The organism is Paenibacillus sp. FSL W7-1088 (assembly GCF_037969855.1).
GTDB lineage: Bacteria > Bacillota > Bacilli > Paenibacillales > Paenibacillaceae > Paenibacillus.
This window is the reverse complement of sequence record NZ_CP150216.1, coordinates 2440675-2462064: the sequence shown is the minus strand read 5'-3', so window position 1 is coordinate 2462064 and position 21390 is coordinate 2440675. Positions and strand designations below refer to the sequence as shown.

Here is a 21390-nt window from a genome sequence, read left to right as displayed (position 1 = left end):
TACACAGAAAAACTCCCGTCCTTTCGAACGGAAGCCTTCTTCAAGAGCATACAAGACGAAGTTAATCGGCCTGAGCCGCAGATACCTTGCCCATATCATACAATTCCTCGGACTGGGACGTAATGAATGGGCTCGGTTTATCCATGCAATAGATATGCAGTAAATGCATCGCACGCGTACATGCCGTATAGAACAGCTTGCGTTCATGTTCCTGCGCATATTGCGATGCAGATCCGTCATAGATCAGAACCGCATCAAACTCCACACCTTTGGCCAGATACGCCGGGATGACATGCACACCCCGTTCAAAGGCGAGTGTTGTTTTCTTGATCAGCTTCGGTGCCGCAGGCAATACGTTGCTTAATGTTTCGTGTACGTCCTTGCTTTCTTCCGCGGTTTTGCAGATGACCGCAACCGATTCATACCCTTCCTGAATCAGGTGTTTGAGATCGGCTGTTATAACATCCAGATGCTCCTGTTCATTGGAAGAAACAATCACTTTCGGCTTCTCCCCGCCCCGGTTAAATGGAACAATCTCTTCTCCACCGGGAACCATGCCGCGTGTGAACTCCACGATCTCCTGTGTTGAACGATAACTTCTCGTCAGCTCGATCACTTCCGTATTTTCCGGACCATACAGGTTGGTCAGCGGCCCCGTACCACTCAATACCGAAGAGTGTGCATAGATGGCTTGATTAAAATCTCCAAGTGCGGTGAATTTCGATCTCGGAAACAATCTTTTCATAAAAGCAAGCTGGAAGGCAGAGTAATCCTGCGCCTCATCAATGATCACATGGCGGATATTGGAATTAATATGGAAACCGAGCAGCAACTCACGCAAATACAAATAAGGTGTGATATCCTCGTAGGCCAGCTCCTGTAATTTCAGTCTGCGAAGTGTCATCTCACTAATCTCTTCCCAGTGTGAAGGCAGTGCTTCCTCTCCCAAGAGGCGAACCATCTGGGCCCGATCGCTGAACAAGTGCGCGTACAGCTGACGGACATCGACAAAACGCAATGATTTGATCCATTTGCGCAAAGGCTTGAGCCGATCACTGACCACCATCCGGGCAAGGATCTCTCGTTCCAGCTGGAAATCATCAAACGTGTCCGCCTTCCCTTTTTGCTTACGCTTCAGTCGTTGATAGGCTCGCTGCAGATCCTCCGGCTCCATCAGATCCAGTTGTTGATCTACCCAAGGTGCTTCCAATTCGCCTTTGCCAAAGGCCGATAACTCTTTCAGCATCCAGTCCCGCAGGATTTCCAATCGATTCACCAGCTTGACGGATGGCTCGAAGCTATAGAATTTCTCCGCCATGGCCTCAGCTGTAACCACAGCCCGTCCCTGGAACCGAACCGGCTTGAACTTCATGCCTTCCGACATCATGCTGTCCTTATAACGCGTTATGACCTTCAGGAAAGATTCGGATGACTTGAATCGAATGCCGGACATACGCGCATCGTACTGAGGATCTTCTGTTCCGGTGAGTACGTATTCAAGCTGAATGAATGGGTCTTCCAGCTGATATTCACGGCCCAGACGGCGTTCCAGATACTCCTGGAAGGTCGTTTGCAGCATGTTTTCCTCCCCAAGCTCGGGCAGTACGGTGGAAACATAACTGTTGAACATCGGGTTTGGCGAAAAAAGGACCATCTGATCCGCTTGCAGATGCTCGCGGTATTTATAGAGAAGATACGCCACACGCTGAAGTGCAGCGGATGTTTTACCACTGCCAGCAGCTCCCTGCACGATCAGCATGCGAGTCCGGTCATTACGGATAATCCGGTTCTGCTCCTTCTGAATCGTCGCCACAATGCTTTTCATCTGTGCATCCGAGGTTCGGCTAAGAACGGCCTGTAACAGTTCATCCCCAATCGTAACCCCGGTGTCGAACATAAAGCGGATACGTCCATCCCGAATGACAAACTGCCGCTTCATCTCAATATCGCCACTTATCTCACCGCTCGGTGTATGATACGTGACCGGACCTGGTGCACCATCGTAATACAGGTTCGATATGGGTGCACGCCAGTCATAGACAAGGAAGGATTCCTCTTTCTCATCCAGCAATGATGCGATCCCCAGATAGATTCGTTCTGCATTCGGATAGCCATTTTCCTTAAAATCAATGCGTCCAAAATACGGTGAATGATGCAGCCGTTTCATTTTGTCCAGCGCTGCTGCCGTATTCAGGTGACTGCGCTCCCGGTCCGATAAAACCTGTGATTGCTGCCGCATGCTGGTGGAGGTTTCACCCACGTCATCCGCTTCGCTGAAGTTCATGGTGACTTCGTCCCAGAAGTCTTTTCTCATCCCCACAACTTCGTCCCTGAAGGAACCTACCTCTTTTTCTAGGATGTCTATTTTCCGATCAATCTGTTCTGTTACAATGTTGACCCGCTGTTGCTCCTCGCTCCATTGCTGGTCTGTACTCATATGTTAATACGCCCCTCTTTCCCCGGATTGTGTCCTCAAAAGCCCATTTGACAAGCCCGAAAAGGCTATGGTATAATTAATTAGAAAGTAAACATTTTTATTTTATGTTAATTAGTTCTAATTTTCTGAAAACCATTTTTTATTGTACCAGTGACAACGTCCCGATGCAAGCGGAGGCGTTTTTTGTTGTTTTTATTCTATTATTACCCTCGATTGGGATGAATATAGAACGTTTACCATTCTATTGTCGTAATTCTTCAATAGTTTCTCTCCAGCGTGTAATGGCCCCAGACTCGTCTTTTAATTGAAATGTTATTCCTGAAGTAATCTCCGCATAGGGTGCATGATCTACTCGAACGTTTAACACTTGAGCCTCGAAACGATCTCTTGGATGAACAGCTTCCATGAGTTGTGGCAGTGACGTGACACCCAGACGAATAGATAACAAGCTTTGCTGATGGACAGCAATCAAGGTAGCCTTGCCTGTTCGGCTCATATTCATACTTGTCTGCGTTTCCGGCCATAAAGCCAGTCTCAGCAGGTTTGGCGTGACCGCAATAACTTCCCCCATACTGATCATCGCCTGATGTGGCCAACCAGCTTCGGACACCGTCAGCAATTGCATCGCTTCGTGCTGCTTCTGCTCCAGATCCTGTCCATTGAACCACTGCATCCATTCAGGGCCAAGCTGTGTTAAATTCATACGTATCTACCTCGGTTCGATTGAGTTGGTTGCGCAAGGTTTGTGCTATGTATGCAAAACAACCCGGACACGCTGTCCGGGCTGGTTGTGGTTTCATTGTATATGATGAAACCACATCACCGCAAACTGTACTACCATGTTTACGGCCATTTTAGCCAATTCAGAATTTTATCCTGGGACTCCTTGTCTTCACTGGCACTATGAACATGCTCGGCAAGCCGGTTCAATCGTTCCAGCTGATAGCCATAATCATAGATCGCAGCGGCCACGATGGACAATCTCAGCATCCCTTCCTGATCGATATCAAACTGGGAAATGGCCTGCTCCATGAAACGATCATTATCCAAAATGAACTGTGCCGCCTCTTCCCCGTTTGGTTTCAGCTTATCCTCGAATTTGAGCAGCGCATGTTCATGGAATTTGATGACAAGCTCCAGATGTGTATCAAAGAACTGATCCATTTCCGGTGTTCGCTGTGCCTGGAAATAATGGCGTTCTACCGAATCCAGCACATCGAATCCTTTTTGCAGACTCAGCAGCATCTGTTTGTACACGACCATCTGCCGCGTCTCGCTGAATTTGGAACGTTTCATCTTCTTCTGCTCTTCTTCAAACAAATTATATTTATCTGACAAAGATTTAATGGAACCGCCCAGATTATTTTTCTCATCCCGGAACACCACTTCCTTGATCTCATCCGAGATGGATGTCCGCAGCAGCAGTGACATGCCACTGAACACACTCTGGATCTGCTTTACGAACTGAATCTTCGGCTTGGGTGGAAATACCGTAATGTTGATAAGAAATGCAGATACAATGCCGACAAGTGTCAGCAGGAAACGGTTTAATGCAAAATGCCAGTCACCCGACGCTTCCATAATCGATACAACGGTTACCAGCGTCAGGCCGACCGTTTCACCCATATTCAATTTAAGACAAATCATAATAACCAGCACAATAATTAACCCGACGGCGATGGGCTCATTGGACAGCACCATGCCTCCCAGCAGGGCCACAATTGCCCCAAGTGTGGTGGTCTGCAGCTGATCCAGGAAATACTTCCAGGAACGATAAATGGATGGCTGCATCGCAAAGATGGCCGCGATTGCGGCGGGAACGGGAGATTGCGGGTTCAGGAACATGCTGCTAAGGTACAGGGCCAGCGTGACCGCAATCCCTGTCTTAAGTACACGTGCACCAAATGACATGGTGACCCCTCCTCTTTTTCGAAACTGATTTCATTCGTTGGATGATCATTATCATTATTACCCCATATTTCTTTTTTTGCCCGAATCAATTCAGGAGAACGATTTATTGTATCATGGAAGCCTTTGGGTTACCATGCCCTGTATCCTGTTGATGAGTTAGATCCCCTGTTACTTCTATGTATACACAACAATACCCCACACTCCACTATCGGAAGTAGGGGTATTGTTGGTTTAACTCAAACGGAGAAAGTTATAAGAACCTTCCTTCCCATTCACGCTTAAATTGCTCCACGAACTGCACCATAAAGTCATGACGCTGCTCTGCCAGTTCCTTGCCATAGGACGTGTTCATGAGATCCTTTAGCTTAAACAGCTTTTCGTAAAAGTGATTGATCGTTGTACTGCGTCCATTCCGATACTCCTCCCGCGTCATCTGCTCTCGTGGCGGCAGGGCAGGATCATACATCTCACGGCCTCTCGCACCGGCAAAAGCAAACGTACGCGCAATACCAATGGCGCCCAGCGCATCCAGGCGATCCGCATCCTGCACCACCTGGGCTTCCAGGGATGAGACGGCAGGACGCTGTCCTCCTGCATAGGAAATAGAACTAATGATGTGTACCACAGCTTCCCGTGTACCCGCTTCAAGCGGCTGGGTATCCAGCCATTCATTCAGCTTCGCCATTCCGGCTTCAAGACTTTCGTTAAGCTTCTCATCCGGCACATCATGAAGCAATGCAGCGAGTTCACAGATAAAGGGATCGGCACCCATACGGTGTGCAAGCTCGACCGCAAGTGCGGTCACCCGCTCGATATGCGGCCAGTCATGACCATCCGTATGTGCGGCCGCATCTCCCTGTACAAAAGCACGAGCCGCCCGAAGAATAGCCTCTCCTGTTAACGTTCCATCAACATGATCCTCATGCCCCGATGGTTGCGCACTTTGATTCAGATGTTGAGGGGATTTCTCTTGCATCTTACACGTCCCCGCCTTCGCGAGCTTGTTCACGCGGTATACGTCTTGCCACGCCGGTCTTGACCGCTGCTTCAATCACCCGATTGCGCATCGATTTGACGATTTTATCGTTAAACACACTCGGAATAATATAATAACGGGTGCGCTCTTCATCCGAAATGGCTGAAGCAATCGCCTGAGCTGCTGCGAGCTTCATCTCTTCATTAATCTCACTGGCACGGCAATCCAGAACAGCTCTGAACATACCCGGGAAACACAATACGTTATTGATCTGATTCGGATAATCCGAGCGCCCTGTCGCCATGACAGCCACGATATCTTCCACCACAGACGGCATAATCTCCGGTACCGGATTGGCCATGGCAAATACAATCGGGTCGGCGGCCATGGTTTGCACATCTTCCCGGGTTAACAGATTACCGCGTGACAAGCCGATGAAGACATCTGCTCCGCGAATTACTTCACGAAGTGAACCTGTCTCCAGTTCCGGGTTGGTACGCACTGCATAGTCGCTCCATACTTCATTTTCATAGGTAGCCGTCCGTACCAATGCACCATCACGATCGACCCCGACAACCCGACTTGCTCCCGCGGACAGCAGAATATTACTGCATGCCACACCAGCTGCACCGATACCACAGACGACAATTTTTACATCCGTGATGGATTTGCCGACCAGCTTGAGTGCATTGATCAGACCTGCATACAACACAACTGCTGTACCATGCTGATCGTCATGAAATACCGGAATGTCCAATTCCTCATTCAAGCGACGCTCAATTTCAAAACAACGTGGTGAGGAAATATCCTCCAGATTAATCCCGCCAAATGCTGGTGAGATCGCTTTCACAGTTCGAATGATTTCCTCGGTATCCTGTGTATCCAGGCAGATTGGAAAAGCGTCCACTCCTGCAAATTGTTTGAACAACATCGCTTTACCTTCCATGACCGGCATCGCGGCACGTGGTCCAATGTTGCCAAGTCCAAGCACGGCACTGCCATCCGATACTACGGCAACCGTATTCCGCTTGATTGTAAGCGAAAATGCCTTTCCAGGCTCTTCTGATATAGCCGAACATACCCGGGCCACATCCGGTGTATATACACGTGACAGATCTTCACGGTTATGAATCGGGACCTTCGGTGTAACCTCAATCTTGCCGCCCAAATGCAGCAGGAACGTCCGGTCCGATACGTTTATGATGGATGCCCCTTTAAGCTGACGCACCCCTTCTATAATTTTGCTGTTATCTTGTGCATCCGTTACAGCGACAGTTAAGTCGCGCACACTAACATCCTGATTGGTCGAAATGACGTCGATGGCGATGATGTCCCCGCCAGCTTCCGAGATGGCCGAGGCCACTTCGCCAAACTTGATATCTTTTGTTGTCATTTCCAGCCGAATAATAAAGCTGTTACCGTCTAAATTCCTTTGATTCATTCCAATTCCTCCCAGACTGAAAGTCATGAGTTGCAATGTTACCTGTTTGTCTTCGCTGCGCGGACACGTTTATCCTTTATCTTGCCCAGAAAAAGTACTCAACGTGATATCAATACGACAAAAAGGACCACCCTTTCCGTCTAATCGAGACGTTAAGGGTGACCCTTCTGCATGCTATATATGTTGAACTAAAGAATATTTACACTTGCCACTCCAATGACAGAACAGCCTTCCGATCGCTGTTATCTCCGCATTTTTCAGCCTAATGAGTAACAAATATATTATTTACGCTCAGCCACTCTTTTCAATACCCTGATGTCATATGGCTGCAAATCCAGGCTGCCCTCCACAGCATCATCACTCAGCAGATCACGATAGGACTGGTTGTCCAGTTCTACTTGCTTCGGCTCCGGTGTGTAGTTCTGCACAAAAACATAATCCGCTGTGCCATCTGTACGGATGTGTGCCGTAACTCCAGCAGGAAGCTGAGTTTCAAGAGCACGCTCTATACCCAGATCAGTGATTAAACTGCCATAGAAATCATCGTAAAATGGAGCTTTGAAACGTGTAGCCATATAATAAGCTTTACCTGAACCAAGACGGTTAACGGTCAAAGCAGGCCGTCCGGCATAGAAGTCCGAGCGATATGTCGCCAGCGCTTCTGCACCTTCCAGATGAATCAGGTCACATAATTCGAAAGCATCATATTCGGCATTCAGTTGAAGCTCGTTGCCTTTCACAGGCACAACCCCATTCAAATCACGGTCATGCAAGCCGTCGATCTCTTCTGACCAGATCCCCAGCGTCTTGCGAAGCGGTCCAGGGAATCCGCCGAGGAAGCACAGATCATTCTCATTTACGATACCTGACCAATACGTGGCTACAAATGTACCGCCATTTTCCACAAATCGCTCAATACGTTCGCCGACGCCTTCACGAACCAGATAGAGCATAGGTGCGATGAGCAGCTTGTAATTGGAGAGATCAGCATCCATGTCGATGACGTCTACAGGCACACCCTTTTTCCAAAAGGCATCATAATGCCATTCTACCGTCTGCTCGTACTTCACTCCGATGTTACGCGGCCCTTGGGAATCCTTCACTGCCCAGCGGTTTTCCCAGTCGAAGATGATAGCAACCTCGGCCGGAACGGACGTGCCAACCACCGCCTGCATTCCTTCCAGTGCCGTTCCTACGTCAGTAACATCCTGGAACACACGGGTATGTTCATGCCCAACATGGTCCACAACCGCTCCATGAAGCTTTTCACTGGAACCCCGACTCTTTCTCCACTGGAAGTACTGTACACTGTCCGAGCCGTGCGCTACAGCTTGCAGAGATGCCAGCAGATGCATGCCCGGACGTTTCAATTTGCTGGTATCTTGCCAGTTGGTTGAGCTTGGTGTGCTCTCCATTAATAGAAACGGCTGCCCACCCTTGATGGAACGAACAATATCATGCATCATGGCAATTCGGGATGCCAGCGTATCTTCTTCATCCGCATCATGCCATGTCGGATAACTGTCCCATGACAGGAAATCCAGAATGTCAGCGAACTTCCAGTAGTTCAATCCTTCATAAAATTCCATCAGGTTAGTCGTTACCGGCAGATCGGGATTTTTGGCCTTCAGCGGTTTCGTTTCGTGCACGATAAAATCAGCAGTCTGATCTGTGACAAACCTGCGCCAGTCCAGATTCATCGCATGGACCTGTGTCTCTCCGTGCGGGGCAGGAGACTCCACTTGACTCCAGTCTGTCACGGTATGACTCCAGAATGTTGTCCACCAGGAGTGATTCAACTCGTCCAGAGTGCCGTATTTGTTTTTCACCCAGCCGCGAAAAGCGTCCTGGCAATAATCACAGTGGCAATCCCCGCCGAATTCATTGGAAATGTGCCAGCCAATGACTGCGGGATGATCCGAGTAACGTTCTGCAAGTTTGGTGTTGATTGCCGTAACCTTCTCCCGGTATACCGGGGATGTATAACAATGGTTGTGACGGAAGCCATGCAGGTTACGCACCCGATTGGCCCCAACACGCAGCACTTCGGGATACTTGGCCGACATCCAGGCAGGTCTTGCACCGCTTGGGGTAGCCAGGAATGCATAGATTCCATTGGCAGCAAAACGATCCAGTATTTGATCCAGCCACTCAAACGTGTACACGCCTTCCTCCGGTTCAAGGGATACCCATGAAAAGATGCCAATGGACATCACATTACATTTTGCCAACTTCATCAGGCGGATATCTTCTTCAAGGACTTCAGGATAGCGGAGCCATTGCTCCGGGTTATAGTCTGCACCATGTAACATATGAGGTGCTTTGGAGCTTACCGGTGGATATTTGTATGTCATGCTGACAACTCCTTATTCATTTCATTTTGAATCATCTATTTGATTAATGCAGCACTCGGCTGCTCATCCAATGCAGTGTCATTTTCCTCTCCAGCCTTCAGTGCTGAAAACGATTGCAACTTCTGTCCCTTGAAGTCAAACATCGTCAGGTTGCCCCAGTTATTCGGATGTCCAACAGACCACTCTTCCTTGCTAGGAATCCAGGCAGGCTCCCAGTAATAGAAACCCGCTCCGAGACCGCCCGGAACTTCACGAATAATCTGCAGTAGATCCTTCAGATAACGTGTCTGTCCTTCTACACTTGCCGGATACCCGGGCAGCAGCAGTTCTTCCTGATTCAGAATCCACTCGTGGCCTTCAGGCTGCTCCAATGTCCAAGGATAAGCGGTTTCAACCACATTGATGGGTTTGCCGTAGCGTTTAGCCAGGTCATGCAGATTATCCCGCAGTGCATCCAGTGTTCCATGCCACCAAGGGTAATACGAGAGCCCAATGACATCGAACTCCACACCAAGCGCTTCAAATCGATCATAGAACTTGCGGCTCTCCGCATTATCACCACCGCGGTCTATATGGATCATGATCTTGATGTCAGGATCGATGGATTTAACCGCAGCGATGCCATACTTCACAAGTCCAGCAAAACGCTCCCACTGTTCATCAGTATCATGCTCTTCCCCACCAACACGCCCTTCATCCCATAACATGCCAGGTGTAATCTCATTTCCCACCTGCACCATGTCTGGCAAAGCCTCATGTTCCTTGAGTGTCCTCAGTACGTCTGCCGTATAGGTACATACCTCACGTTGCAGTTCCTCATAGGACAGCTTCTCCCACGCCTTTGGCTTCCATTGATTGGCTGGATCAGCCCAGCGATCCGAATAATGAAAGTCCAGCAAAAATTGCAGGCCTTGTTCCTTGATCCGTTTGGCTACCGCTACCGTCCGCTCCAGATTACAGAATCCGCCTACAGGATCATTCCAGATTCGCAACCGAATTGCATTGGCATCACCCAGCTTGAGAATGGTCAGCAAGTCCTCCTGCTGCCCATGCTCATCACGATAGCTCCCACCATGCTGCTCAATTTCATCCATAAATGACACATCCATTCCAAGAATGAATGCCTCTTCCTTTAAATTGCTCACTTTATCAACCTCCGTTTAATTTAGATGCAGGCTCAGCCTTTAACCGAACCCAAGGTCATACCTTTGACAAAGAAGCGCTGCAGGAATGGATACACAATGAGGATTGGCGCACTTCCAATAAAAATCTGTGCCGCTCTTACTGTGGTTTGAGAAATGGTCTCCATCTCTTTTGGGTTCATGGCCATCGTACTCATATCACGTTTGATAATTACGGTCTGCATGAAAGTAGCCAGTGGATAATCCTTGGCATTGTTCATATAGAGCAATCCGTCAAACCATGAGTTCCAGTGAAACACCATGCTGAACAGTGCAATGGTTGCGATCGATGGCATGGAAATCGGCAGGAAAATACTGAACAACGTTCTGAAGTGATTGGCTCCATCCATCAGCGCCGCTTCCTCAAGCTCTTTCGGAATACCCCGGAAGAAGTTTAGCATCAGAATAACGAGGAAGGTGTTAACAGCTCCCGGCAGTACCAACACCCAGAAGGAATCCATCAGGCCGATCTTCTGGATGACCATATAGAAGGGAACGAGTCCCCCATTGAAGATCATACTAAAAACAAAAATCCATGAATAGACGGTTCTACCTTTAAATTCATTATTTTCTTTCGACAACGGATACGCCGCCAAAAAGGTAATCAGCAACGTAATTCCCGTACCAATAACTGTCCGCAGCAAGGAAATCCAGAGGGAGTTTAGGAAAATCGGATTATTCATCGTTTTTTTGTATGCTTCCAGTGAGAACCCTACCGGCCAGAGGCTGACGAGGTTGGCATCTGCTGCAGCCTTGTTACTGAAGGATACAGCCAGGACATGAATCATCGGTACAATACACATAATAGCAACCAAAATGAGAAAACAAATATTGATGACGTTGAACACGCGATAAGGCGTTGATTTATGATACATCGTGGTCCCTTCTTTCTCCGTTCATTCGATTAGAATATGCGATATCCGGCGTATTTTTTGGCTAAGCTGTATGATACAAGGATCAAGACCATGCTGATGACCGATTTAAATAATCCAATTGCGGTCGCGAAGCCCATCTCTCCATTTTCCAGCGCCGAGCGATAAACGAATGTATCAATAATGTCGCCCGTTTGATATACGAGTGGGTTGTACAGATTGAAAATCTGATCAAACCCAGCGTTAAGCACGTTGCCCAGCGCCAGTGTTCCAACCACCATCAGCATCGGTACAAGAGACGGGATCGTAATATGCAGCGTCTGCTTCCAACGACCCGCTCCATCTATCTCTGCTGCTTCATACAGCGCCGGGTTAATGCCGGCAAGGGCAGCCAAAAAGACAATCATGTTATAGCCGAATTCCTTCCACACATCCGTTAGAATGATCGTCGATCGGAACCAGCTGTTATCTCCAAGGAAGAAATATGGCCCAAGTCCGAATGTCCCGAGTACCCGGTTCACCAGTCCTCCGGTGGATAACAGATCAATCAGTATTCCGCCCAGGATGACCCAAGACAAGAAGTGAGGCAGATACACCAAGGTTTGGATCGTTCGCTGGATCGCCATCTTGCGAACCTCATTGAGCAGAATCGCGAAGACAAACGGGACAAACAAGTTAAAGATGAGTTTGAGCACAGCAATGATCAGTGTATTCCAAATGACTTGCAGGCTGTCCTCGCGTTCAAACAAATATCTAAAATTATCAAGCCCGACCCACTCCGAGCCGCTGATGCCGAGCCATGGTTTGTAGTTCTGAAATGCCATAACAATTCCGCCCATAGGTACATAACTGAATATAATCAGAAAGATGATGGCTGGCAGCAGCATTACGTGGAATGGCCAAGTTCGTTTTAAAGTTCTCATGATTGCTCCCCCTGTAATTCTTCCTACTCAAGTGCTCCCTGAGTGGCTTATACTGCGATTATATCAACCGTTTGCATAGGTCAAACAGCACATAAAAGCAATATAAATGGCACAAAAGCAACCAGTTTGGACTCGCTGTCCTTCGAGTCATTCATTCACTGCTGACATGCACCTCCCGCAAGCAAATCAAGCTCTCATAACGACAAAAAAAGCGTGCAGACCTAGTTGGTCTGCACGCTCCTGTATCCTTATTTTTTCACACTGTCATACCATTCGTTGACCTCTTGTGTGATTTGGTCACCGCCACCCGATTTCCACGTTTGTACAAATGTATCGAACGCATCTACCGGATTTTTGCCATAAATGATTTCGTTAAACGTTTGGTTCTCAATTTTATTGAGATAGTCGAGCTTGGATTTCATAGTTGAAGTTGTAGGACCTGTAAACATGTTTTTGAACGAGATGTCCTTCTGATCAAGCAATTCTTTGGCAGCTGCAGGCGTCTCTGGCCCATAGTTCACCGCTACATCTTTCTCCAGCTTTGTTTCTGGTTCCTTGCCATCAGCCAGATTCATCAGGGCTTTCATCTGTGCATCCGGAATACGTGCGCCATCACGAACGAGCAAATAACGTACAACATTCACATATCCACCGTCCATATCAGCCGGTTTCACTTGTTTCCCATTTGCATCCAATTGATAATCATAGCCTTCAAACAGACCGTTGTCATACGGACTTCCTTTGGCTGGATCAGCATAGTTGTCGAACAGGTAGTTCTGGTATGTGAAGAATGCTTCCGGATGTTCCATATCTTTTTTGATCAGCGTAACACCATTAACAAACTGTGTTCCATGACGCATCGCTTTGCCATCAGGGCCTGCCGGAATTGCAATCGGTTTCCACACAGCACTTGGTACGTTTTTCACTGTGTCGATCAGCGGCCATCCGCTCATCCAGTAAGGACCAGGGATAATACCGGCTGTACCTGCCACTGCAGGCTCTGCTGTTTTGTTCTCATCCCACAACGCTGCTTCCTGCGGGATATATCCTTTTTTGAGCCATTCGCTCAATTTGGTCAGACCTTGCTTCATGCCAGGATTGATGGAACCATACTCCAGCTTGCCATCTGCTCCTAAATTCCATTGCTGAGGCAAAGTACCATATGCGCCGAAGATCCAGGATGGATCACCCATCCATGTGTTCATGGAAGTTTTGAAGCCAATGCTCAGTGGAGTAACCTTGTCTGGAGCCAATCCATCCGGATTTTTATTTTTGAAGGCTTCCATTACCGTTTCCAGTTCGTCAATGGTTTTTGGCGCCTCCAAATTCAGCTTGTCCAGCCAATCCTGGCGAATCCAGAGTAGATAATCATTGTTGTAGGCGTAGTCCAGCACCGGAATACCCATTTTTTTGCCATCTCTGCTGTACTGATTCCATACATTTGGATCTTGCTCCATCGCTTTTTTCCATGTATCAGAAGCATATTTGTCGAACAGCGGCCCAACTTCCTGATACATGCCGGAGTCAATCAAATCTTGAGCAACTAAATTATCCGGCTGCCCTATTGTCACAACATCCGGCATTTCCTGACCGGAAGACATTGCAAGACGAAGTTTGGTTGCAAATGCACTGTTCGTATCTGTCACAGACCACAAGGATTTGATTTCAATTCCAAATTTGTCTTTGGCCCACTTGGTTGCCACGTTATTTTCCATCGATTCGCCATTTTTGAATTTCAGCTCAGGGTCGATTCCCCATGCTGTTGTAATCGTTACTGCCGGATCATATTTTTCTTTGTATTCGTTTTCAACGGCTGGCGTGCTCGAACCCGCGTTCTCACCGCCACTGTTGCCTCCTCCACATGCAGATAGGATGACAGCGAGACAGGTTGTCGTAGCGAGGAGCGGTAGCCATCTCTTTTTTGTAGATTTCGCTCTCATTTGTTGTTCCCCCTTAATCATTTTGGTTACCCTTTCATTATAGGCCTGCCGGGTCTTTCAGCCTATGTCACGAAAACAAGATTTCTGCACCTTTGGCAACCTATATCTTGGAATGATGTTGAAATTATGCCTGATCCCGATATTCATTCGGTGTCATGCCGTAATGCTTTTTGAACATTTTGCTGAAATATTGCGGATTCTGGTACCCCAGCTCACTGGTAATCTCGTATATCTTTTTATTGGTGTTTTTGAGCAAATACAATGCACGCTCCATCCGCATGCGAATCATATAATCTCCCAGCCCCTCACCTGTCTCGGCTTTGTAGATTTTGGACAAATACACGGGATGCAAATACACCTTGTCTGCGATCATCTTCACGGACAGATCCTGTCCTGCGTCTCTCGTTACCATCTCCTGAACCTGCTTGATGACGTGTCTGCGACTCTGTACACCTTCGTGATCCGATAGCTCCTCCTGCAGTTTGGCAAGCATTTCAGTCGCCCAGCGACGAAGCTTGTCAGGTGATTGGATCAACTGATGCGCGAGCAGCAGGTCAAATCCCGCATGATCAATCTCATGTACGAGATGCCCCTGCTTGTGCGCGATATACATAAAGGCATTCGTTACAGACAAATACATCTCATATACATGCTCTCTGGAGAGACATACACGTTCCGCTGCATCAAAGACGGTATTCAGTTTACGTGCCGCCGCCTCCCACTGTTTGGTTTCAAGCAATTGAGGCAGTACGGGTGGCTTATAGAGCTCTTCAAGCGCTTGTGCCGCATCGTTCTCCGGTCGTTTGGACAGCTCTTTGTCCATGTAAATGATCGTATTTTCATCTGGACCCGACAGCACGAGTGATCCCAAACCTTTACGATAAGCGGTGGTCAGATCGGCAAATTGAAACGGTGCTGTGACCACCATGGACAGATCGCCTTGCAGATATCGAATAACATGCTCGCGGAAAGTGCCAGCTGGCTGCTTCAGCTCTTCCACATGTGTCTGAGCAGGCTCCGTCCAGACCGGACTCTGTATAATCATGACCAGACTCTCATGGGGACCTCGTCCAAACCACACGTTAAAATGGGGACCAAAAACCTCTTCTGCGATATTGCCAACGGCAAACTCCATCAAATCCAGTGATTGCTGATCCATTGCGGAGAACCGGCCTGTAAGGCGAATCAGCATCATAACTGCCGGTTGATCGGGCTGGAGCACAATCTCGTACTTCTCAAGCTGTTCACCCAGTGCCCGAGCTGTAATCTCGCGGCCCAGCAACAGATCATGCAACAGATTCTCCCGCAAAATTTTATAATCTGACTTCCGGCTGTATAACAACCGATGGTATTTATCAAATTCATCCCAATCATCCCGAAGGGACGTGATGGCGGCGGAGACCGAAGCCATGAACTCCTCATCGTTCACCGGCTTGAGAATATAATCGGCAGCCTGCAGCTGAATCGCTTTCTTGGCATATTGAAAATCACTGTGTCCGGTCAGCAGAATACAGCGGATATGCGCCCAGCGACTGCTTACCTCCTCAATCAGCTCCAGTCCGGACATGCCTGGCATTCGAATATCGGTCACCACGAGGTCCACTGCATTCTCTTCCAAGATCTGCAGCGCTTCCTTCCCAGATGCCGCACGGAAAACCGTCGTAACCCCGAGCTCTCCCCAGGGAATGGTTAATTCCAGACTTTCAGTTACATACGTCTCATCATCCACCAGTAAAATATCAATCAAGACAGTCACTCCCTATTTGCTTCGTTATGCAATGTATTCTTTCTTTTGTTATCATGCTGTGATCATATGGCGTCTCTATTTCTATCTTTCTATTCAAGAAGATGTTTCTCATCAGCAGGCCAAGACAAGGTAACACGCAGCCCACCGAGCGGTGATTCCGTTATGCTAATGCCCGCCTGGTCCCCATACCTGAGCTGAAGACGCTGATTAACGTTCCACAACCCGCAACCCATCTCTTGATCCATACCTCCTGTGAGTTTGTGAAGCAGCATCTGCCGGGCCTGCTCATCCATACCGTGCCCGTCGTCATCTACGGTAAGAATCATCATGCCATTTCTCTGTTCTCCCGACACCCGTATTTCCCCAGCTTCGGCATCGGCTTCAATCCCATGTATTACCGCATTCTCCACTAGTGGTTGTACGATGAGCGGAGGTACCTCCTGCCGCAAAATGTCCTCGGATAAGTCAATTTTGAAACGTATTCGGTCCATACGCATCTGCTGAATCTCCAGATAACAGGTGACGAATTCAATTTCCTCTGTGAGCGGCACCACATCACGCTCCTGCCTTGTCGTATACCGATAGTATCGGGACAGATTATGGGACATGGCAACGACAGCGTCGACACGCTTCAACTTGGCCATGCTCGTAATGAACGAGAAACAATTATAGAAAAAGTGTGGATTAATCTGCGATTGCAGCTGTTTCAGCCGGGCTTCACGCACATGAATCTGTTCCAGATACACGTGTTCAAACAACTGCTGAATCTGCGCCACCATGGAGTTAAATCGTTCTGACAAAAAGCTGAATTCATTACGTCCTTTGGGTGTAATTCGGACTGAATAATCCTCCTGCTTCAATCGTTGGAATCCACGAATCAACTGTTTGACAGGGACTTGGACCTGTACATATAACAGATAGGCCACGGCAAAACTCATCAATAGCAGACAAATCATGGCCGAATAAAATAGGATATTGGACTGGTGAATCGGCTTCAGAATAGCTGATAATGGCATGTAATCAACCAGATACCAGCCTGTCGTGCTGGACTTTACCGTATTAACCATGTAAGGCTCGCCGTCGATGACTACCGTCCGGTTATCCACATCCTTGAGCTTATCAATGGCCAGCTTGTCCATCAACTGACCTGTGAGGACACGATCCGAGGTTCGGTTATAGATAACCCCCGTCTCTTCCCGGTAATAGAAGGGATCATGGCGACCATCGTCCTTGAATTTGTCCAGCATATCTCGAATGTTGTCACTGTCGAATTCAAGCTTAATTACAGTCTGCGCATTGGCTGCAGGATCGCTAATGCCGTATGGTGATACGGTGATCCAGCTGAAAATGAATCGATCATCCTGCCCATCTTGAATCTTTCGAACATTCCATCCGGATGATATGTTGCCTCGCAGCGTCTGCTGATCGTAATAGCCGGCATCTCGTTCAGAGATGACCCTGCCGAGCGTCGGTGAATAGAGGTACAATTTCGTTGTCCAGTTGGACGAACTCTCCTGGATGCTCAGCTTGTTCTGAATACGTTTAACCAGATTGATCGTATCCAGGTCGAAATATTTACTGTCGGCGTAGATCCGCCGGAAGCTCGCAATATCAGGATCATGAATGAGCAGATTTGGCCACGAGGATAACAACTCGATGTGTGTATTCACCTGATTTTGAAAAAATTCCAGTTGGTTGCTGTTGGAGCGATTGAGCTCATCCCGCAGAACTGCTGTCGTTTTATGGTTGGAATACCAGTACAGCAGTACGACTGGGACCAGCATAATTAGAATTAAAATGACCATTTTGGAAAATAGATTCGTCCGGTATGACATCTTCTTACCTCACCTTGCCTTCATTAGTCAGTGAATCTAATTTTAACGATGAAAGCGGTAAACATAAACTGTTTTTTCTGGGCGAATCCGCTTCATAGCTCAACTGTTACTCCTGACTTAACCTCTTTAAAGAGCTTCTCTATACATCGTAAGCGTTACCATATACATGCATAAAGGTGACAAAACCAACTTTTCTGCACTAATTGCAACTTCCACGCCAAAAAGAGCCGACATCAGCCAGCTCCTTACTAAACCCTGTATATTGGTTCATTTCTTCTAATTCTTTACACTCTTCTTATGTATTCATTCTATCGTGCTAACGCAAAATCATTATGGAATATCGTAGTCAAACACGGTGTTCTCTCCATCTACGGCGACATCCATTACAATATCGGTTAGCTTACCTTTAACTCGCAGCGGGGAGCCAGCCAAACCGGAAAACGCCAGTTGACCCTTAAATGTTCCATGCGGCTCAATCTCTATATGCACCGGCTTCAGCTGCACAGATTGCAGGGATTCATAGAGCGGATCATCCTGGTGTTTGTAACTGCTGGCCAAGTCAGGCAAGAGCACAGCTGCTACAGGCTCTCGGGTGTAATTTTTGAGTGTCAGGTCACAGTTTACCCGTGTAATGCCATTGTCCAGTACATCATAGGTGCAGGAGCTATCATTTTGGACATAGGAAACACCATGGATACCGGAAGCCCCCCATTTCGCTACATACATCAATTTATCCGTCATGTAGGAATAACTGAGAACAATCGCGAGAACGATCAGCCAGAGCCGTTTGGCCAGAACCGGATATAATGGCATGATTTCTTTGCGAGTAAGATAGTAGCTGCACGCTAATATACCCATTCCAAAAAATAACGTGATATGCACACCACTTACGTAGGATGTGGTATAAGGCGACATGCCTATAGCAGACAACATCGTGTCCCCCACAGAGAAACCGAGGTGATGCTTAAACGTAAAAATGATGCCAAACAGCAATAATATCGCAGAGAACACAAGTCTGGTTCTCGACACAAGAACACCCCCTAATCAGCCACCTGATTATATCATATTTTTCCTTATTATGGTTTACGATCCAAATAAAAAAAGACGCTCCGGTTTTTCACCGAAAACGTCTTTGGTTTTGCATCTCATTTCTACTTTTTCGCCAGGAAGGCGTCGAGCTGTTCTTGTTTGGCAGCAATAATTTTATCAATACCTGCGGCTTTCAGCTTCTCCAGATATTTCGGGATCATCTCGTTCGGATCTACTGCACCCGAGGTCATACCCGGTTTGAACTGTTTGTTCACGTTGTTGACTGCAGCAATTTCGTTTTTGACGGATTGACTGTTGAACGTAAAGCCCAGTGCAGGTGACTTAACACCTTTGGCATTAAACTCCTTGAACTTTTCCCATTTCTGCGGATCTTCATTATCCCAGAGATAGTTCAGGAACTGGTTGCCCAGCTGCCATTGTGCGCCCGGATTGTAAGTGCGACTGTTCGCATCTACCCCTTCAGGCAGGGTAATAATGTTGTCCTGTCCGTCTTTTTTCACATAATGTGTGCCTTCAATTCCGAAGTTGAGCAGGTTGTTGATTTCTTTGTCGGAATGCAGCAGGTTAATGACTTGCATCGCCTTCTCCGGCTGCTCGGAGGAACGGGAGATCGCCAGCATCGCACCGGAAGCATCCCCTGTTGTAATTGTAGGCTGTGTCATCTCAATCTGGGTCAGTGGATATCCGACATACCCTTCTTCTTCCTTATCCTTGCCCGGCTTCATGCCATCGGTCCACAGGAAAGCCTTGCCTGCCTTCGCCTGATCTTTCGGGAACACATTGGAAGTCGCTGCGTCACTGTTAATGTATCCAGCCTGATACCACTTGCGTGCAAGCTCAGCGGCTTCCTTGAATTCAGGGGTCTCTACTTCGTTCAGTACCGTCGTTGTACCCGCTGTTTTGGAGATGACGCCTGGAACGGATGCATCACCGAGATAATCCCAGTCCAGATTTTCCAGCAGCCCGTTACCGTTGGTATTCGACATATAGAACGGGGTGACGCTCGGCTCATTTTCCTTGATCGTTTTGAGCAATGGCTCCAGGTCAGCCCATGTTTTCACTGCGGTCAGATCGAGCTTGTATTTGTCAGCCAGATCTTTGCGTACCAGTACACCACGCGTCGCTGCCAGCTCCTTGTTGGTAGGAACGCCATAGTTTACGCCATCCACCTGCGAGCCTTCCAGAAAGGCTGGATCGAGATTTTTCTTGATATCCTGCCCATACTTGTCAAGTAGATCGTTCAGCGGCAAGAATGCACCTTTTGCCACATTGACCGTATAATTTTGCCAAGCCGCCGTGAAAATAATATCTGCTTTTTCTCCTGAAGAGATCATAAGATTCAGCTTGTTATCCCACTGACCCCAGTCGATCGCATTGATCTTGAGTGTTGCCCCGATCTTGGGCTCCATCTTTTTGTTGATCTCGGCTTCGACCAGAGCCACATCTTTCTGTGGTGTCCCTGGATAATACAGCGTTACTTCATAGGGCTTGCCCCCACTCTCCGCTGCACCGCCACCCTGTGCTTCCGGTGTTGTTCCGCCTTTGTCTGATGAGCAGCCTGCCAGTACCAGGCTCAGCGCCATAACTGCTGCCGCAAAACGCGGCCATACCTTAAACGTTCTAACCAAGTGAACCCCTCCCGTCATATGTTGGACCTTGCAACCGATTGCCCCAATTCGCAATGTTTCCCAATCTGCATAAGTCCGTTCCTTCGCCGGCCCTCCGGCGTGACTGTACTCGCTGCTTTTTGTATATGCCCCCTCAGGTCCATCTTCAATGATCCGTTGCTCTCTCCGCTAACCGGCCGGAGTTACCCCTTCACTGCGCCTACAGTAAGGCCCTTGATGAAATACCGCTGGAAGAATGGATATGCCAGTACGATTGGACCGATACCGACAACAGCCATCGCCATTTGCAGTGTTTTATTCGGCAGATTCAGCAATCCGCCCTGTGAGGAAATCTGTGAAGAGACATTGGAGTTGGATGTTAAATATTGAATATCGAGCAGCGTCCGGTACATAAGGTACTGAAGGCTGATCGTCCGGTTATCGGATATAAAAATCATGCTGAGATACCAGTCGTTCCAGTAATTCAATGTGCTGAACAGTGCAACGGTCGCCATCACCGGAAGGGAGAGCGGAAGCACGATACGTGTAAAGGTTCTCAGTTCACCCGCTCCATCAATCCGTGCCGATTCAAGAATCGATACCGGAATGGAGTTAGCGAAGAACGTACGCATGACCAGCACGAAGAACGGTGACAGCAGCAGCGGCATGATCAGTGCCAGAATCGAGTTTTTCAAATCCAGTACGTTCACATAGACGAGATACCACGGGACCAGACCGCCATTGAACAGCATGGTGAAAAAAATGAAAAAGGCGAACCACCCGCGATACGGCAAATCTCTTCGAGAAAGCGGGTACGCGTACAATGCCGTCAGTGCTACACTCGTTATTGTACCTATCACGGTTACGATAATGGATATGCCATAGGAATGGATGATCTGATCCATGTCCTTGAACAGAAATTCATAGGCAGTAAGGCTAAACTTCTCCGGAATCAGCTTATACCCGTTCGCAATGACCGTCGTCTCGTCCGAGAATGAGATCGCGAAGACAAGCAGGATCGGCACGATGCAGGCAATGGCATAGAATATAAACATAGCGTGTATGATAGACGCGGAACGCCGCGACACGGCTAATGGATCACGTGATTTCACAGCT

15 protein-coding genes are annotated in these 21390 nt (G+C 48.0%); all 15 read right to left on the bottom strand.

The features are described 5' to 3' along the window. Window positions 1–61: 61 nt before the first annotated feature. Window positions 62–2437: an RNA polymerase recycling motor HelD gene (gene helD, locus MKY42_RS11300; protein ID WP_339851044.1), complete on the bottom strand. Its 2376-nt coding sequence runs from the start codon at window positions 2435–2437 to the stop codon at window positions 62–64. Window positions 2438–2678: 241 nt separating this feature from the next. Then, a complete protein-coding gene (locus tag MKY42_RS11295) occupies window positions 2679–3140 on the bottom strand; it encodes a hypothetical protein (protein ID WP_090895768.1) in 462 nt (153 codons plus the stop codon). 140 nt (window positions 3141–3280) lie between these two features. Continuing rightward, window positions 3281–4348: an aromatic acid exporter family protein gene (locus MKY42_RS11290; RefSeq protein ID WP_076289428.1), complete on the bottom strand. Its 1068-nt coding sequence runs from the start codon at window positions 4346–4348 to the stop codon at window positions 3281–3283. A 250-nt stretch (window positions 4349–4598) separates the two neighbouring features. Continuing rightward, window positions 4599–5324 (bottom strand): HD domain-containing protein, encoded by a 726-nt coding sequence (locus MKY42_RS11285; protein WP_339851041.1) that lies wholly within the window; start codon window positions 5322–5324, stop codon window positions 4599–4601. Window position 5325: 1 nt separating this feature from the next. Next, entirely contained in the window at window positions 5326–6765 is a 1440-nt protein-coding gene (locus MKY42_RS11280) for an NAD-dependent malic enzyme (protein WP_339851038.1), read from the bottom strand. A 281-nt stretch (window positions 6766–7046) separates the two neighbouring features. Then, window positions 7047–9119, bottom strand: a complete 2073-nt coding sequence (locus MKY42_RS11275) for a beta-galactosidase (RefSeq protein ID WP_339851036.1) — start codon at window positions 9117–9119, stop codon at window positions 7047–7049. 35 nt (window positions 9120–9154) lie between these two features. Beyond that, window positions 9155–10264 carry an arabinogalactan endo-1,4-beta-galactosidase gene (locus MKY42_RS11270; protein ID WP_090895762.1) on the bottom strand — a complete coding sequence of 370 codons (1110 nt, stop codon included), beginning with the start codon at window positions 10262–10264 and terminating at the stop codon, window positions 9155–9157. A gap of 32 nt (window positions 10265–10296) precedes the next feature. Next, window positions 10297–11175, bottom strand: a complete 879-nt coding sequence (locus MKY42_RS11265; protein ID WP_062321957.1) for a carbohydrate ABC transporter permease — start codon at window positions 11173–11175, stop codon at window positions 10297–10299. A gap of 29 nt (window positions 11176–11204) precedes the next feature. Continuing rightward, window positions 11205–12095 carry an ABC transporter permease subunit gene (locus MKY42_RS11260; protein WP_109999750.1) on the bottom strand — a complete coding sequence of 297 codons (891 nt, stop codon included), beginning with the start codon at window positions 12093–12095 and terminating at the stop codon, window positions 11205–11207. A gap of 248 nt (window positions 12096–12343) precedes the next feature. Then, the gene (locus tag MKY42_RS11255) at window positions 12344–14035 is read right to left on the bottom strand and encodes a sugar ABC transporter (protein WP_339851030.1); all 1692 of its coding nucleotides are present in this window, start codon (window positions 14033–14035) and stop codon (window positions 12344–12346) included. Window positions 14036–14159: 124 nt separating this feature from the next. Next, the gene (locus MKY42_RS11250) at window positions 14160–15782 is read right to left on the bottom strand and encodes a response regulator (RefSeq protein WP_090895758.1); all 1623 of its coding nucleotides are present in this window, start codon (window positions 15780–15782) and stop codon (window positions 14160–14162) included. An 89-nt stretch (window positions 15783–15871) separates the two neighbouring features. Continuing rightward, the gene (locus MKY42_RS11245) at window positions 15872–17617 is read right to left on the bottom strand and encodes a sensor histidine kinase (protein ID WP_090895756.1); all 1746 of its coding nucleotides are present in this window, start codon (window positions 17615–17617) and stop codon (window positions 15872–15874) included. 330 nt (window positions 17618–17947) lie between these two features. Then, the gene (locus tag MKY42_RS11240) at window positions 17948–18646 is read right to left on the bottom strand and encodes a hypothetical protein (protein WP_090895753.1); all 699 of its coding nucleotides are present in this window, start codon (window positions 18644–18646) and stop codon (window positions 17948–17950) included. A 122-nt stretch (window positions 18647–18768) separates the two neighbouring features. After that, on the bottom strand, window positions 18769–20295 hold the full coding sequence (locus MKY42_RS11235; RefSeq protein WP_090895751.1) for an ABC transporter substrate-binding protein: 1527 nt from the start codon (window positions 20293–20295) through the stop codon (window positions 18769–18771). 182 nt (window positions 20296–20477) lie between these two features. Further along, window positions 20478–21386: a carbohydrate ABC transporter permease gene (locus MKY42_RS11230; protein ID WP_053783705.1), complete on the bottom strand. Its 909-nt coding sequence runs from the start codon at window positions 21384–21386 to the stop codon at window positions 20478–20480. Window positions 21387–21390: the final 4 nt, after the last annotated feature.